Source organism: Kaistella yananensis, from assembly GCF_026107505.2.
GTDB classification, from domain to species: Bacteria; Bacteroidota; Bacteroidia; order Flavobacteriales; family Weeksellaceae; genus Kaistella; species Kaistella yananensis.
In genome coordinates, this window is record NZ_JAPCHZ010000001.1 from 317459 (window position 1) to 333291 (window position 15833).

Here is a 15833-nt window from a genome sequence, read left to right on the forward strand (position 1 = left end):
GATATTCTGAAATATAAAAACCCCTCCGGTGAAGAAGGGGTTTTTATCAATTATTCCGGTTTATAGCCGTCTTTCAGGGTTACAGTTCGGTTAAAAACCAGTTTTTCCGGTGTGGAATCTCTGTCTTTTGTAAAATATCCGATTCTCTGGAACTGATAAGGCTGGCCGATTTCCGCATTCTGCAGACTAGGTTCTGCAAATCCCTGAACGGTTTTCAAGCTTTCAGGATTGATGAAGTCCATGAAGTCTGCTTCTTTTTCAGCATCCGGCTGCGGGGTAGTGAAAAGTCTGTCGTAAATTCTCACTTCCACCGGCAAAGCGTGTTTTGCTGAAACCCAGTGCAGCGTGCCTTTCACCTTCCTTAGACTTTCTTCGGTACCACTTCCGGATTTACTTTTCGGATCGTAAGTCGCATAAATGGTGGTTATTTCTCCGTTTTCATCTTTTTCAACACGTTCAGCTTTGATGATATAAGCAGATTTCAGTCGTACTTCGCCGCCAAGTTTCAGACGGAAAAATTTATTTCCCGCTTCTTCCTTGAAATCTTCTCTTTCAATATAGAGTTCTCTGGAAAAAGGTATTTCTCTGGTACCAGCGTTTTCGTCTTCAGGATTATTTTCTGTTTCCAGCCATTCTTCAGCATCTTGCGGATAATTCTCAATTACCAGTTTTACCGGATCTACTACGGCCATTACGCGTGTTGAAATTTTATTTAAATCTTCGCGCACGAAAAATTCCAGCAGCTGAATGTCGATTAAATTCTCTCTTTTGGCAACACCCACTCTTTCAATAAAGTTTTTGATGGCTTTGGGCGTAAAACCTAATCTGCGCATCCCTGAAATGGTCGGCATTCTTGGATCGTCCCAGCCGGTAACCACTTTTTCTGCAACCAAGCGCTGTAATTTTCTTTTGGAGGTAATCATGTACGAAACATTCATTCTTGCGAATTCGCGCTGTTTGTTTCTTACCCGATTTTTGTCATAAACCTGATCCAGATACCAGTCGTAAAGCGGACGATGGTTTTCGAATTCCAGCGAACATAAAGAGTGAGAAATCTGTTCGATATAATCGGATTCGCCGTGAGCCCAGTCGTACATTGGATAGATTTTCCACTTTTCGCCGGTTCTATGGTGCGGTCTTTTCAAAATTCTGTACATCACCGGATCACGCATGTTCATGTTCGGTGATTTCATGTCGATTTTTGCACGCAGTGACATAGATCCTTCTTCGAATTCGCCGTTTTTCATTTTTTCGAAAAGTTCAAGACTTTCCTCTACAGGTCGGTTTCTGAAAGGAGAATCGATACCGTCTTCAAATGGGTTTTTTCTTTGGGCCGTAATTTCCTCTGACGACTGCTCATCAACATAGGCTTTCCCGTCTTTAATCATTTGAACTGCCCATTCATAAAGCGTTTCAAAATAATCTGAAGCGTAAAGCTCCCTGTCATATTTGAAGCCCAACCAGTCGATATCTGCTTTAATGGAATCAACGAATTCCTGCTCTTCTTTTTCCGGATTGGTATCATCAAAACGAAGATTTACAGGAGCACCGTATTTTTCGCCCAAACCGAAATTAATGCAGATGGCTTTTGTGTGGCCAATATGCAGGTAGCCGTTGGGTTCCGGCGGGAAACGGAAGCGAAGTTTGTCCTTCGGGAAACCGTTCGCTAAATCGTCTTCTATAATTTGCTCAATAAAATTGAGTGATTTTTTTTCTTCTTCCATTTTCTATTCTTTGTAGAACGCAAATTTACGGATAATTGCTAAAAAAAGGAACTACTTTTATTAACCCCGCCTTTTGGCCTGCGAATACAGGTCTTAATTAGATATGCTAAGCTGTATTTTGTACCCGATGCGGAATTTCCTGCTTCTACCATCGTTTGTAGTAAAAAAAAACAATTAATTGGAAAATGTTTTTCCGGAAGTTGCTTTAGATGAATCAATTATAATAAAGGTTAAAAAAAATATCGGTGAAATCTAAAAAAAAAATTTTTTCGAAGGTGTTTTTTGGTACAATAATGGCTGTACGAAAAACATCATTCATTAACACTTAATTTTTTACTTCTATGAAAACGATTAAAAAGAAATTTGCACTTATGGTGCATAATCTTAAAAAAAACATTTTTATAGAAAACGTAATTTAATCTGTGGGGGATTAAATTTCAAAAGTCTGAAAGCAATTTCAGACTTTTTTTATGGAAAGGCGATCGCCGGAAAGCTCCAGTCTGGTTTCAAAATTGTTGGTGAACAGTCCTCCTGTTCCCAATCCCTGTGGGATTTGCGGGTTTTTGGTGAAGGTATATTGTGCGATGGCATTCAGGCCGATATTGCTTTCCAGTGCAGAAGTGATCCACCAGCCGATTCCAAGGCTTTCAGCAAGCGAAATCCAGTCGTTGCTTCCTGAAAAACCTCCGACTAAAGAAGGTTTCAGGATGATGTATTGTGGACGTATTTCTTCCAGAAGTTTCTTTTTTTCTGAATAATCTACAATGCCAATTAATTCTTCGTCGAGGGCTATCGGAGTTTTTGTGCCTGTACAAAGTTGGTACATTTCTTTCCGGTTTCCTGCTTTAATTGGCTGCTCAATCGAATGAATGTGCAGTTCGTAAAGTTCCTCCAGAACAGTTTTGGCTTCATTAAAGCTGAATCCGCCGTTCGCGTCAACTCTCAGTTCAAGTTGATTCGCCGGGAATTTTTTTCTCAGTTCCTGAAGGATTCTTTTCTCGGAATTCCAGTCGGTACCGATTTTCAGTTTCAGGCAATCAAACCCGGAGGCTAATTTTTCCTCAATCTGGTCTTCCATAAACGCCGAATCGCCCATCCAGATTAATCCGTTGATTTTTATGGATGATTTACCTGCTGTGAAATCGCTGGGGAAATAGAGGTCGTTCCCATGTTCGAGGTTTAAAACCGCCTGTTCAAATCCGAACCAAATTGACGGAAAATGTTTCAATTCCTCTTTCAGAAAATCATGATCAGTATTGATGTTTTCACAGAGCCACTGGACTTTTTCTTCATATTCGGGAACATCATCATAACTCAACCCACGGAAAAGCCCACATTCGCCAGTTCCGGTTTTCCCGTTTTGAGTAATATTCAACAAAAAAGTTTCCTTTGTATTCAGAACGCCACGCGAAGTGCCGCCCGGACGTTTGAAGTGAAGCGTGTAGGGGATATAAGTTGCCGTCAAAGTTCTATTTTTAGAATAAATTTATTCCGCAGCCATTTTCATGAATTCTTCCGCTTTTTCCACCATTTTCAGACTTCCGCAGAAGAACGGAACCCGCTGGTGAAGTTCGGTAGGTTCAATTTCAAGAATCCTCTGGAATCCGTCGGTACATTTTCCGCCTGCCTGTTCTGCCAGAAATGCCATAGGATTACATTCGTATAGTAATCTCAGTTTTCCGTTCGGCGACTGTGAGGTAGAAGGGTAAATGTAAATTCCGCCTTTAATCATATTCCGGTGAAAATCTGAAACCAAACTTCCGATGTAACGCGAGGTGTAAGGTCGGTCGCCTTCTTCGAGCTGGCAGTATTTGATGTAATTCTTAACGCCTTGTGGGAATTTAATATAGTTTCCTTCGTTGATGGAGTAAATTTTTCCTGTTTCGGGGAATTTCATGCAAGGGTGGGAAAGGTAATACGTACCTAAACTGGGGTCGAGTGTAAAACCGTTGACACCATTTCCGGTCGTGTATACAATCATCGTTGAGGAGCCGTAAACTACATAACCTGCAGCTGCCTGATTTACGCCTTTCTGTAAGAAATCTTCTAAAGTAACCGGTGTTCCAGGCTCTGTAACCCTTCTGTAAATCGAAAAAATAGTTCCTACAGAAACATTTACATCAATATTTGAGGATCCGTCCAAAGGATCGATAAGCACCACATATTTACTTAAATGGGCGTTGGCACTGGCTTTTATTTCAATAAAATCGTCGCTTTCTTCCGAGGCGATTCCGCACACTACTTCCCGTTGGGAAAGTGCTTCAATGAAAATCTCGTTGGCCAGTACATCCAGTTTCTGCTGCTCTTCACCCTGAATGTTTTCGTTTCCTGCTTTTCCGATGATGTTTGCGATGCCTGCTTTATTTACCTCGCGATTTACCACTTTTGAAGCAAGACGAATTGCACTTAAGAGACGCGAAAACTCCCCGGTTGAATACTGAAAATCTTCCTGTTTATCAATGATGAATTCACCCAGGGTTTGAAAGTTTTTTTCCGACATTTTATACTTTTTGGATTTTTACAAATTTCGGAAAAATCTTTGACTTCTGCCTGCTTTTTCGGGTGATAAATGACAGAATTTATGCACCCACAATTTAATTCTCCCATGTATTGACAAATGCATTTCTGCGTTTTTTTATGTCGCTGTAAATTAATAATTTTACCCGCTGTTATTTTGTGAAAAAAATCAGTGGTTTTTGTAATATAATTTATTAATATCTAAATAATTAAATGAAAATTTTCAAATTCGGTGGTGCATCGGTAAAAGATGCGGAAAGTGTGAAGAATGTTGCAGTTGTTCTGGAATCTCAGGGCTTCGAAAAATGCCTGCTGGTAGTTTCGGCGATGGGAAAGACGACCAATGCACTTGAAAAGGTGGTGGAATATTATTTTGCCAAGGAAGATTACCACGCAGAAATTGAAAAGGTAAAACAGAATCATTTAGATATTTCTAATGGTCTTTTTCAGGAAAATCACCCGGTTTTTGCTGAAATTTCTTTGTTTTTTGATGATATAGAGTCTTTTCTGCGAAGAAACAAGTCGCCTAACTATAATTTTGTTTATGATCAGGTAGTGAGCTGCGGTGAAATGATTTCATCCAAAATTTTAAGTGAATACCTGAATGATATTCAGTTTAAAAATACGTGGCTCGACGCGAGAGATTATATTAAGACCGACAGCAATTACCGTGAGGGTACCATAGACTGGGAAGAAACACAAAAAAATATTTCAGCTCTTAATCCGCAGAATTCTTACGTGACACAAGGCTTCATCGGTTCCGAAAGCAACAATTTTACGGTGACCCTGGGCAGAGAAGGTTCCGATTATTCCGCGGCGGTTTTTGCGTACTGTCTGGATGCTGAAGCCATGACGATCTGGAAAGACGTTCCCGGCGTAATGACAGGCGACCCAAGAAAATTTGAAAATGTTTCGCTCCTGTCTAATATTTCTTACGAAGAAGCGATTGAAATGGCCTATTATGGAGCGTCGGTTATTCACCCAAAAACCCTGCAGCCGCTTCAGCAGAAAAATATTCCGTTTTATGTAAAATCTTTTCTTGATCCTTCAAAACCCGGAACCAAAGTTGGAAATACAGATAAAAACCGCTTCGAGGAATCTTATATTCTCAAAGAAAATCAACATTTAATGCGTATTGCGACGCGCGATTTTTCCTTCATTGCGGAAGAGCATTTAAGCCAGATTTTTGCCTTGCTTGCTAAATACAAAATTAAAATTTCGCTCATGCAGAATTCTGCGATTTCCCTTGCGCTTTGCCTTGAAGATAAATATAACAATATTGATGAGCTGAATAAGGAGCTGCAAATGGGCTTCGATAGCGAAATGGTAAAAAATGTTTCGCTTTTTACCGTAAGAAATGCTAATTTAGAGGATATTAATAAATTTTACGAGAATAAAAATATTCTGCTCGAACAGATTTCCAAGAAAACAATACAAGTTGTAATAAACTGATAACTAATGAGTCTTATTTCAAGGAGTGATTTAATTAAAGTGTCGGGTTTAAGCCGGATCGGATTTTTAAAAAATCCCGTCGCTTCTGCCATCATGAGCCTAACGAAGATTGATAAGGTCAATGAACTTTACGATGTTCTGAAGGACAAAAAGGGAAAGGATTTTTTTGATTCTTTTGTGCGTGAAAGACATCTGAAATACATTGTCTTCGAAGAAGATTTAGCTAAAATCCCGAAAACCGGTCCATTTATTTTAGTATCCAATCACCCGCTGGGCGCGATCGACGGAATTCTGATGACCAAAATCCTTACGGAAATCCGGCCGGATTTTAAAATCATGGGAAATTTCCTGCTGGAAAAGATTGAACCCATGGAACCTTTTGTAATTCCTGTAAACCCTTTCGGTACAAGAAAAGAAGTAAGAAACAGTTCCACCGGAATGCGGGAAACTTTAAAACATCTCGAAAATGGGGGCTGTGTAGGGATTTTCCCGGCGGGCGAAGTTTCAAATAAAAACAATGAGTTCGGCGAAATTCTCGATAAACCCTGGGAAAAACCAGCGCTGAAACTTATAAAGATGGCGAAGGTTCCGGTTGTTCCTATGTATTTTCATGCGAAAAACAGCCGTCTTTTTTACCAGCTCGCCAAAGTGCATCCTGATCTTCAGACATTGCTTCTGCCGGCTGAAATGATGCATAAGAGAGAAAAGCCCATCCGCATCAGAATCGGAAAGCCTGTTTCGGTAAAGGTTTTGGAAGATCATGATTCGGTTGAAGAAATGGGTGAGTTTCTGCAGAAGAAGATTTATATGCTGAAGTCGTATTACGAGAAAAGAAAATCCATCGCAGAACAACTCAAACTCCCCAACCTGAAGCTTAATTTTCCGCTCACTAAAGAGGAAAATGTAGTGCAGAACATCATCGACGAGACGCCGCAGGAGGATATAGAGCAGGAAATTAACGGGCTTTACAAGAAAGATAAAATGTTGTTCCGAAATGGAAATTACGAAGTGTTTTTCTGTACCTATTCGGAAATTCCATCGATTATGCGCGAAATTGGCAGACAGCGGGAACTCACGTTCAGAAAAATTGGTGAAGGCAGCAATCTTCCTTTCGATTTGGATCATTACGATGAGCATTACCATCACCTTTTTCTTTGGGATAATGCTGCGAAAAAACTGGTGGGTGCTTACCGCATGGCCCTGGGCAGTGAAGTGATGAAAAAGCACGGTATTGAAGGCTTTTACACCAGTTCGTTGTTTGAATTTGATCCTGAATTAAGGCCCTTCTTCCGAAAAGTGATTGAAATGGGAAGGGCTTATATCTCGGCAGAGTACCAGCAGAAGCCTTTGCCTCTTTTCCTTTTGTGGAGAGGGATTGTGCATGTATGTCTGAGAAATCCGGAGCATAAATTCCTGATGGGAGGCGTGAGTATTTCTGATAAGTTTTCAGAATTCTCAAAATCCCTGATGATTGAATTTATGCGTTCGCATTATTACGATTCTGCCGTAGCGCAGTATATTCATCCGAAAAAAGAGTTCAAAGTAAAGCTGAAAGACCGCGATAAGCACCTGTTTTTCGATGAAGTAGAATCTGATCTCAACAAACTCGATAAAATTATTGATGATCTGGAACCCGAAATGCGTTTGCCTGTTCTCATTAAAAAATACATCAAGCAGAATGCAAAAGTGATCTCGTTCAACGTGGATCCAAGTTTTAATGATGCTATTGACGGGTTGATGTACATCCGGATCAGCGAGCTTCCGGAGAGTACAATAAAACCGGTACTTGAAGAAATGAGTGAACAGATCCAGAGAGAAGAAAATAATTCGTCTGAGAATCAGTAAATTTGGGCTTTGATGCAATATTTTTCATAAAATCACTTGCATCGTAAGGGAAAAGGTTATACTTTTGCACCACTCAATAACGGAACGGTTTCTTAGCTCAGTTGGTAGAGCAATGGATTGAAAATCCATGTGTCCCTGGTTCGATTCCTGGAGAAACCACTTCATAAACCCTTAATTAACTCACTTGCAGTTTTTTAAGGGTTTTTTATTTGTGATTCTGTCTATAGTTGTGGCTACAATAATAGATCATTAGCATGGTACATATACAAAAAATTACCACTAAACACACCCAATGAAGTTTTTGGAAGAAAGAAGTTTTCTGTCATAAGTTCTTTGGTTTTGTCCTGCTGTAATTGTAACAGGTTTGCCAATTAATCAAACCTTAAATACCCAAACTTTTTTAAATCTTCAATTCCATTTATAATTTTGGTGGAGCCTTCTTTCAGTAAGATAGTTTTGTCAGAAATTTCAATAATATTTTTATATTGATGATCTGTAATTATGATTCCTTTATCTTTACACTGACCCTTTATCAAATTTTTTATTTCTTCAATAATCTTCGGAGAAAGAGAATGAAAAGGTTCGTCGAGTATTAAAAATTTACAATCAGAGAAGAGCATTATAAGGATTTCAACCAAGCGTTTTTCACCCTCCGAAAGATTTTGTGTTTTTTGATTGAGAAACCTTTTGATTAATTCATTGGTTTTTAAGATCACGGCATTTTCACTAGTGCAAAGTAAAGCGATGAGCGATTTCACTTTTATATGATTTGGTAAAAAATGATTTTGGGGTAAATAATGAATAAGGTTTTTATTGTCGGAAATTTTTTTAATTACTTTTGTTCCCACTCTTACGAATTTATTTTCTGATGTCATTGTTCCGAAAATAATCTTTAAAAGGGTAGATTTTCCGCTTCCATTTCTACCAAGAATTCCTACAATCTCCCCTGTTTCGCAAGACAGGTAAATATCTTTTAAAATCTTTTGGTTATCTAATGATTTCTCAATGCTGTCGACGTGTAATTTTAAAATTTCCACACTAAAATTTCTAAAATTAAACTTATTAAAAGAGTCATCATCCAGAGGAATCTTCTGCTTAGACCAAAGTTACCGTAAAAATCATATTCACTCTTATTGCGAATTTCATAAATCATATAATGGAAAAATGGAGAAAACAAGAGATAGGAAAGTGCTAGATTTCCAAAATTAAACCCTGCTATAAAAGATAATAAAACACTAACCAAAAAACTGATCAAAAATATTTTTTGATAAAAATAGAAATATGCTTTTAAGACTCTCATCTTTTAAATCCGCTCCAGTTCCTCCGCAGAAATTTGGGTTTTAAACATGCCGTAGTTCACGGTCACTTTCTGGTTTTTGTCTATTTTTTCGATCGTTCCTACGCTTGTACTTCCCGAAATCCGTACACGCTGGCCTACTTTAAGCCACAGCGCACGTTCCTTCACTCTTTTGTCTTCCAGTTTTTCGTTGGTTTCCGCAATTTTTTCCTGCACATTTTCCTTTTTCAGTTGTTGGGTGATTTTTCGTTTCACCACCTGAAGTTTCTTGGTTTCGTCTTTGTCAGATCCCAATTTCCTGAATTTTTCCTGTTCCAGAATTTTCACAAAATCTTTCACTACATCTTTTCTCGATTTCCCTTTCACATAAGAATCAATAAATCCTTCGATCTTGTTCCCGAACTGCAGTTTGCGGTGTTCCTCTTCGTATAGTTTCTGGAAATTGAAGAGTTTCTGCTGCAGCTGTTCGTTCAGTTTTTCAAGGTTTTCCTTCTTGTTTTGAGTCGATTCTTTCTGTTCGGTAAGGTTGGATTTAAGTTTTTCAACTTCAAATTTTTCCTGCTGAAGCTTCACGATCGTCTTATCCAAATTTACGATGTCGTGTTCCACCTTTTTCTTGGCGGAATTGATGATAAAATTCGGAATCTTATTTTTTTGAGCCACTTCAAAAGTGAAGGAACTTCCGGCTTGCCCCACTTCAAGTTTGTAGAGTGGTTCCAGCGTTTTTTCGTCGAATAACATCGCGGCGTTCTGAGCATTGGGGAGTTGTTCCACCACCAGTTTGATGTTCGTATAATGTGTAGTGATGATGGCGAAGCTTTTCTTTTTATAGAAAAATTCAAGAAAACTTTCTGCCAGTGCGCCACCCAGTTCAGGATCCGAACCGGTTCCGAATTCATCAATCAGCAAAAGCGTGTTTTCATCGGCTTCACGAATAATTCCGGACATTTTTTTCAGACGGGACGAATACGTTGAGAGATGATTCTCAATGGATTGGTTGTCGCCAATGTCGGTCATAATTCTGTCAAAGAAAAACATTTCAGATTTCGGGTGTACGGGCACCAATATTCCGCTCTGGATCATTAACTGCAGCAATCCCACCGTTTTTAGCGTGATTGATTTTCCGCCTGCATTTGGCCCGGAAATACACAGGATGCGGTTGTGTTCGGTTAAGGTAAAGGTCTGCGGAAAAATCTGTTTTTTTTCTTCACGGTTCTGCAGCAGCAAAAGTGGATGGTAAGCATTAACGAGTCTGAGTGTTTTGTGCCGGTTGATTTTGGGTAAAATTCCGCCAATGTTTTCGGCGAATTTAGCTTTCGCTCTCGTTAAATCCAGATCGAAAATGTAAGTCTGGTAGTCTGAAAGCTGGGGCTGGAATTCTGCAATTTCAGCGGTAAGTTTTCTTAAAATCTTATCAACTTCTTTCTTCTCCTCCTCAATATCTTCGCGGAGTTTAAACTGATGTTTCACCACTGATTCGGGCTGAATGTAGGTAATCGATCCGGTTTTTGAAACGCCTAAAACCCTTCCCGGAACTCTTTTTTTATAGCCCGATTTTACGGCTAAAACCCTTTGGTCATCAATAATACTTTCACGGATATCGTCAAGAAAATCTGTGGAGGAAAGCGCCGTTAAAGTACGGTTGAAGTTTTCCTGGATGGCTTTTCGGGCGTGGGAAATTGCTGTTCTCAAGGTTTTAAGAACAGGTGATGCTTCACTTTTTACTTCAGCAAAACGGTTGAAAACCTTGTCTATTTTGTCGCTGATTTCTTTTCTGTATTCCAAACCGCTGATATCGTTGTTCAGATTTTGAAAGAGATCGCCGTACACCGGAAAAAACTTCTGAAGCCTGCCGATTTGCTCGGTCAAACTTTTTATTCTGATAAATGCCGCGTTTTCTAACCTGAAATTTTCAATAACCATCAGCTTCAGTTCTTCCTCGATATCTTCATATTCGCTGAAAGGAATCGCATTGTCGCTCTCGAAACTCGAAAGGAATTCCGCCACTTTTCTTAATGACAGTTCGGCCTCATCAATGGAAAAAGGCCTGAGTTGGGTGATTTTATATGCGGTTTTTGCGGAGTACGCAAAAGGAGCAATTTCCGCGAGTAATTCGGGAAATTCCAGTTCTTCTAATTGATCTTTAGTAATATGCACGGAGCAAATTTAATGAGATTTTCGGGAACTTGGGAATGCAATATTTATTTATATTTGATGTCTTTAATAGTAAAAATCTGTTAGCCATTAGAACATGATTTGGAACGAAATTCTTGCCCCAATTAAAAATACCGAATACTTCGAACATCTTTGGCAGAAGGTGAAAGAAGAATACGCTGCAGGTAAATGTTTTCCGCCGAAAAACCAAATCTTCCGTGCGCTGGAACTTACGCCTTTCGATGAGGTGAAAGTTGTAATTATCGGTCAGGATCCGTATCATAATGATTATCAGGCAAATGGTTTGTGCTTTTCGGTTTCTGAAACTGTTGCTGCACCGCCTTCACTTAAAAATATTTTCACTGAACTTAAGGATGATTTAGGAATTGAGAGAACAAAAAAGGAACTCGACGACTGGGCGCAACAAGGTGTTTTGTTATTGAATGCCACGCTTTCGGTGAGGGCGCATTCGCCCAATTCTCATAAAGATCTGGGTTGGGAGAAATTTACCAATTTTATTATTAAAGCGATCTCTGACCGAAAAGAAAATATAGTGTTTGTGCTGTGGGGTGCTTTTGCACAAAAAAAAGAGGAATTTATTGATTCCTCTAAACATCTTATCATTAAATCTGCGCATCCATCGCCATTTTCGGTATACCGCGGCTTCTATGGAAGCAAACCTTTTTCTAAAATAAACGACTATCTGAAATCGAAAAATTCAGAAATTATTTCGTGGTAGTTCCGCTACCTGTACTTCCTTTGGAGAACTGAAGTCCGATACGGTAAGACCCCTGAAGTGCCTTAAAGCCTTTAGCTGAAGTAGTTTCAGGAGTTACTTCCACTAAAGATATGGTGTAACCGTTAAATTCCTGAGATTTGGTGTATCCTTTTTTTGCATCGCTCATTGTGCTCAGTTTCAGGGTTACAGGTCGTGTGTAAAGACCCATCACTTCTACTTCTGCGGTCGCAACTCCGGCCCAGATGCAGTTGACGTCTTTCGGACAGCGGCTGTCTTCAGTCATTTTTTTGAAGGTAACATTCATTTCATATTCTTTATAGAATTTATTTTCACCTTCTTTCAGATAAACGATTCCGGCTGTGTTTTTCACGGTTGAATTTTGCTGTTCTTTTTTAGCGGTTTCCACAGCTTCTTTATCCGGTGGTAAGCCTACCGACATTTCGGGTTCGCCGTTCGACTTGGATTTTGTTGTACCTGATGTTTGGTTTGTCGTCACATCTGAAATTTTTGGTTCTGCTGAATTCGCTGAAGTTTCTGTCTTTACAGTTTCCTGTTTAGCAGTAGTTTCTGAAATTTTCGGGTTTTGGCAGGTCGCTAAAGTTAAAATGCCAAAGGAAGTGAGGATAAGTCTGTGTATCATGATGTTAAATTTAAAGGATGTCGAATAACACGACCAAAAACATTGCCAGACCCACCATAAAGTTGAAACTTGTACCGTAAAGAAATCCGATAAAGGCTCCTTTGGTTGAATTCCAGGCTTTCTTTTTATCCGAAGCATCATGCAGCAATTCGCCTACGAAAACGCCCAGAAACATTCCGATTAAAAAACCGAAGGGAACCGGAATAAAAAACATTCCAACCAAGGTTCCGATTACTGATCCTACGCTTCCCCAGCGCGTGCCGCCATATTTGCGGTTGGTTCTTGCGGGAATTACGTAATTTAAAATTACTGAAACTGCGGTAAGAAACACGAAAATCCAGATATAAACCATGTCCAGCGGTGCATCGGTCCCGAATTTATAAATTAAAAGTCCGCAAAGGCTCAGAAGCAAACCGGGTAAAACCGGAATGAAAGTTCCTAGAATTCCCAAAATGAGTAATACAATACTGATGAGCTGAATTAAAGTAGTATCCATGAATGATAAATTTTGTTAAAAATACGCATTAATCCTATAAACACCATCGGATTTCTTATTTTTGCTGTAATGAATGACGAACTTACAAATACCAAAAATTTTTTACAGGCAATAAGCGACACTATTCATTTTTTTATCAAGAATAATGTTTCAAGTAACTGGGCGACACTCTTCCAGATTCTGGCAAAATTCGTGGTTTTTGCTGGGCTAATTTATCTGGTTGATTTAGTGGTTAAAGTAATCATCAACAGTATTTTTAAATTGTTGTACGACAACAATAAATATCCGGTGATGAAATCAATTTATGTAGCTAAAATCACCAATTCTTTTGCTCATATTATTGCAGTTTTATTTGCCAGTTTTGCTGTTGATTCCTTTTTTTATGGACGACATCCTAAAAGTTTTATATTTTTAGAAAGGATTATTGGTTTAGTGATTGTTTTCGTCGTGGCAGGAATGCTTTACCGTGGTTTAAGCGCCTTCAGAAATTACTTTACCATTAAGCAGGATTATTATAATATCATTGCCCTGAATGCGGTTTCGCAGAGTGTAAAGATTTTTGGAATTTTTGTGTCTTCAATTGTCGCCATCAGTGTGATATTCGGAATCAGCGGTTCAGCGATTCTGGGAAGTTTGGGAGCGATTACTGCAGTTTTGGTTCTTGTATTCCGCGATACAATTTTAGGATTTGTGACGGGAATTCATGTGGCAACTTCCAAAAACCTGAAAGTAGGTGACTGGATCGGAATTCCTAAATATAATCTGGAAGGGAATATTCAGGATATCAATCTTTTGACAACGAAAATCCAGAACTTCGATAAAACTATTTCTACGATTCCTACTTACGATTTTCTTACAACGGAAATAAAGAATATCCAGGTAATGTCCGAAAGCAATACCCGAAGAATCAAACGCTCGATTATTTTCAATATCAATTCCTTTAAATTTCTCGATGATTATACGCTCAACCGATTATCAAAAGTAAATCTGATTAAGCATTATCTGGAGGTTAAAAAAGCGGAAATGGTCGAGGAAAGAAAAGTGATGGAAAATCCCGAACTGCTGATCAACGGAAGGCAACTCACCAATATCGGCGTCTTTAGGGAATATGTTTTCAATTATCTTAAAAATAACCAACATATCGATCAGGAAGGAACCATCCTCGTAAGACAGTTGGAGAATACCCCGCAGGGAATGCCACTTGAGATTTACTGTTTCACCAACGACTCACAGTGGGCCAATTATGAGGATATTCAGGCCGATATTTTCGATCATCTGCTTGTCGCTTCCAAGGAATTTGACCTTGAAGTCATACAGTTTGCAAAAATTCAATAACTATGACAAAACTTAGTGTAAATATCAATAAAATTGCCACGCTCCGAAATGCCCGCGGTGGCGACCTGCCCAGTGTAGTAGAAGCTGCGGTAAAACTTCAGGAATTTGGTGCGCAGGGAATTACGATTCATCCACGGCCGGACGAAAGACATATTACCCGAAAAGATGTGTATGATCTGAAACCTTTGGTCAGTACAGAGTTTAATATTGAAGGAAATCCGCACCGGCCGTTCATCGATATGGTTCTCGAAATTAAGCCGGAGCAGGTGACGCTGGTTCCGGATGCTGATGACGCGATTACCTCCAACGCAGGCTGGGATTGCGAAATGCATCTCGGTTTTTTGAAAAATGTAATTTCAGAGTTTAAAAAAGCAGGAATCCGAACCTCAATTTTCCTTGATCCAAATCTGGAAATGGTAAAATTCGCCGCAGAAACCGGCACCGACAGAATTGAGCTGTACACAGAAGCGTACGCTAAAAACTACAGTCGAGATAAAGAAGAAGCTATAAAACCATATGTAGAAACAGCAAAAGAAGCGGAAAAATATGGTCTTGGCGTTAACGCAGGACATGATTTAAGTCTGGAAAACCTGAAATATTTCTCAGATCAAATCCCGAATCTGCTCGAAGTTTCAATAGGTCACGCTTTAATCTCTGAAGCGTTGTATATGGGCCTGGAAAATACGGTTCAAGCTTATCTGAAGAGATTGGCCAAATGGTAAAAGTATTGTGAAACGGGCTTTAGCCCGTTTTTTATATTCAGTATTAATTGGCTTTTCGCCGAAATTTATGTTAATTTTGACCTTTAAATTATTATAAATGGAAATTCTACACTCTAAAATCTACGGGCAGGACAAACCGGGAACTCCGCTCCTTGTTTTTCACGGCCTTTTTGGTATGCTCGATAACTGGGGAAGTTTCGGCAAAGAAATGGGCGAGTTTTTTCCTGTTCACCTTATCGATTTAAGAAATCACGGGAAAAGTTTCCATTCTACAGAAATGTCTCACGACGATCTTGCGCATGATATTTCACATTACATGGATTTTCATCACATCGAAAAAGCCAATCTTCTGGGGCATTCTCTTGGCGGAAAAGCCGTGATGCAGTTTGCTATTAAATATCCCATCAAAGTACAGAAGTTAATCGTTGTAGATATTGCTCCAAAAGCGTACCCACCGCACCACCAGGGGATTCTGAAAGCCCTGGAAAGTGTAGATTTTGAAAAAATAACCACAAGGCAGGAAGCGGAAGAAATCCTGCAGCAGTATATTCCGGAAAAATCCGTCATTCAGTTTCTTGCGAAAAACCTTTATTGGAAAGATGATAAAAAACTCGGTTGGCGTTTTAATCTGAAAACCCTTTCTGAAAAATACAGCGAGTTTGTTTCTAATGCAATAAAATTCGGTGTGTTTTCGGGAGAAACTCTTTTTATTGCCGGTGCAAAATCAAATTACATTTTGCCACAGGACGAATTTCAGATCAAGCAGCAGTTCCCGCACGCTTCCATCATCAAAATAAAAAATGCAGGACATTGGGTTCAGGCAGAAAATCCTAAAGATTTCAACGAAGCGGTAAAAGATTTTATTTTCGAAACACCAATAGTCTAGTGCAAAAACTAAAAATTTCGGTAACA

At 39.2% G+C, this 15833-nt stretch carries 13 protein-coding genes and 1 tRNA gene; 7 read left to right on the forward strand and 7 right to left on the reverse strand.

From position 1 onward, the window contains the following. Positions 1–50 precede the first annotated feature (50 nt). From OK344_RS01365 to fbp, 3 genes are all read right to left on the reverse strand, one after another. A complete protein-coding gene (locus OK344_RS01365; RefSeq protein ID WP_265143098.1) occupies positions 51–1724 on the reverse strand; it encodes a glutamine--tRNA ligase/YqeY domain fusion protein in 1674 nt (557 codons plus the stop codon). A gap of 457 nt (positions 1725–2181) precedes the next feature. Then, positions 2182–3189, reverse strand: a complete 1008-nt coding sequence (gene menC, locus OK344_RS01370) for an o-succinylbenzoate synthase (protein ID WP_265143099.1) — start codon at positions 3187–3189, stop codon at positions 2182–2184. Between the two features lie 21 nt (positions 3190–3210). Beyond that, positions 3211–4224, reverse strand: a complete 1014-nt coding sequence (gene fbp, locus OK344_RS01375; RefSeq protein ID WP_265143100.1) for a class 1 fructose-bisphosphatase — start codon at positions 4222–4224, stop codon at positions 3211–3213. A 230-nt stretch (positions 4225–4454) separates the two neighbouring features. Here fbp and OK344_RS01380 point away from each other — a divergent pair, with 230 nt between their 5' ends. The 3 genes from OK344_RS01380 (at position 4455) to OK344_RS01390 (ending at position 7697) form a co-directional block, all read left to right on the forward strand. Further along, on the forward strand, positions 4455–5693 hold the full coding sequence (locus tag OK344_RS01380) for an aspartate kinase (RefSeq protein ID WP_265143101.1): 1239 nt from the start codon (positions 4455–4457) through the stop codon (positions 5691–5693). 6 nt (positions 5694–5699) lie between these two features. Continuing rightward, complete coding sequence (locus tag OK344_RS01385; RefSeq protein WP_265143102.1) at positions 5700–7538, forward strand: bifunctional lysophospholipid acyltransferase family protein/GNAT family N-acetyltransferase; 1839 nt, start codon at positions 5700–5702, stop codon at positions 7536–7538. A gap of 86 nt (positions 7539–7624) precedes the next feature. After that, a tRNA-Phe gene (locus OK344_RS01390) sits at positions 7625–7697 on the forward strand. Between the two features lie 212 nt (positions 7698–7909). Here the strand turns inward: OK344_RS01390 and OK344_RS01395 are convergent. Both OK344_RS01395 and OK344_RS01400 read right to left on the reverse strand, forming a co-directional pair. Continuing rightward, positions 7910–8575 carry an ATP-binding cassette domain-containing protein gene (locus OK344_RS01395; RefSeq protein WP_265143103.1) on the reverse strand — a complete coding sequence of 222 codons (666 nt, stop codon included), beginning with the start codon at positions 8573–8575 and terminating at the stop codon, positions 7910–7912. Positions 8576–8841: 266 nt separating this feature from the next. Continuing rightward, positions 8842–10992 carry an endonuclease MutS2 gene (locus OK344_RS01400; protein WP_265143104.1) on the reverse strand — a complete coding sequence of 717 codons (2151 nt, stop codon included), beginning with the start codon at positions 10990–10992 and terminating at the stop codon, positions 8842–8844. Positions 10993–11086: 94 nt separating this feature from the next. Between OK344_RS01400 and OK344_RS01405 the strand changes: the two genes are divergently transcribed. Further along, positions 11087–11728 (forward strand): uracil-DNA glycosylase, encoded by a 642-nt coding sequence (locus tag OK344_RS01405; protein WP_265143105.1) that lies wholly within the window; start codon positions 11087–11089, stop codon positions 11726–11728. On the opposite strand, the gene OK344_RS01410 is transcribed toward OK344_RS01405, so the two are convergent. Further along, a complete protein-coding gene (locus OK344_RS01410) occupies positions 11715–12368 on the reverse strand; it encodes a hypothetical protein (protein ID WP_265143106.1) in 654 nt (217 codons plus the stop codon). The genes OK344_RS01405 and OK344_RS01410 overlap by 14 nt on opposite strands. A gap of 10 nt (positions 12369–12378) precedes the next feature. Then, positions 12379–12864 (reverse strand): DUF456 domain-containing protein, encoded by a 486-nt coding sequence (locus OK344_RS01415; RefSeq protein ID WP_265143107.1) that lies wholly within the window; start codon positions 12862–12864, stop codon positions 12379–12381. A gap of 69 nt (positions 12865–12933) precedes the next feature. Here OK344_RS01415 and OK344_RS01420 point away from each other — a divergent pair, with 69 nt between their 5' ends. From OK344_RS01420 to OK344_RS01430, 3 genes are all read left to right on the forward strand, one after another. After that, a complete protein-coding gene (locus OK344_RS01420; RefSeq protein WP_265143600.1) occupies positions 12934–14199 on the forward strand; it encodes a mechanosensitive ion channel family protein in 1266 nt (421 codons plus the stop codon). A gap of 2 nt (positions 14200–14201) precedes the next feature. Beyond that, on the forward strand, positions 14202–14921 hold the full coding sequence (locus OK344_RS01425; RefSeq protein WP_265143108.1) for a pyridoxine 5'-phosphate synthase: 720 nt from the start codon (positions 14202–14204) through the stop codon (positions 14919–14921). A 97-nt stretch (positions 14922–15018) separates the two neighbouring features. Continuing rightward, positions 15019–15807 carry an alpha/beta fold hydrolase gene (locus OK344_RS01430; RefSeq protein ID WP_265143109.1) on the forward strand — a complete coding sequence of 263 codons (789 nt, stop codon included), beginning with the start codon at positions 15019–15021 and terminating at the stop codon, positions 15805–15807. The last annotated feature ends 26 nt before the right edge of the window (positions 15808–15833 follow it).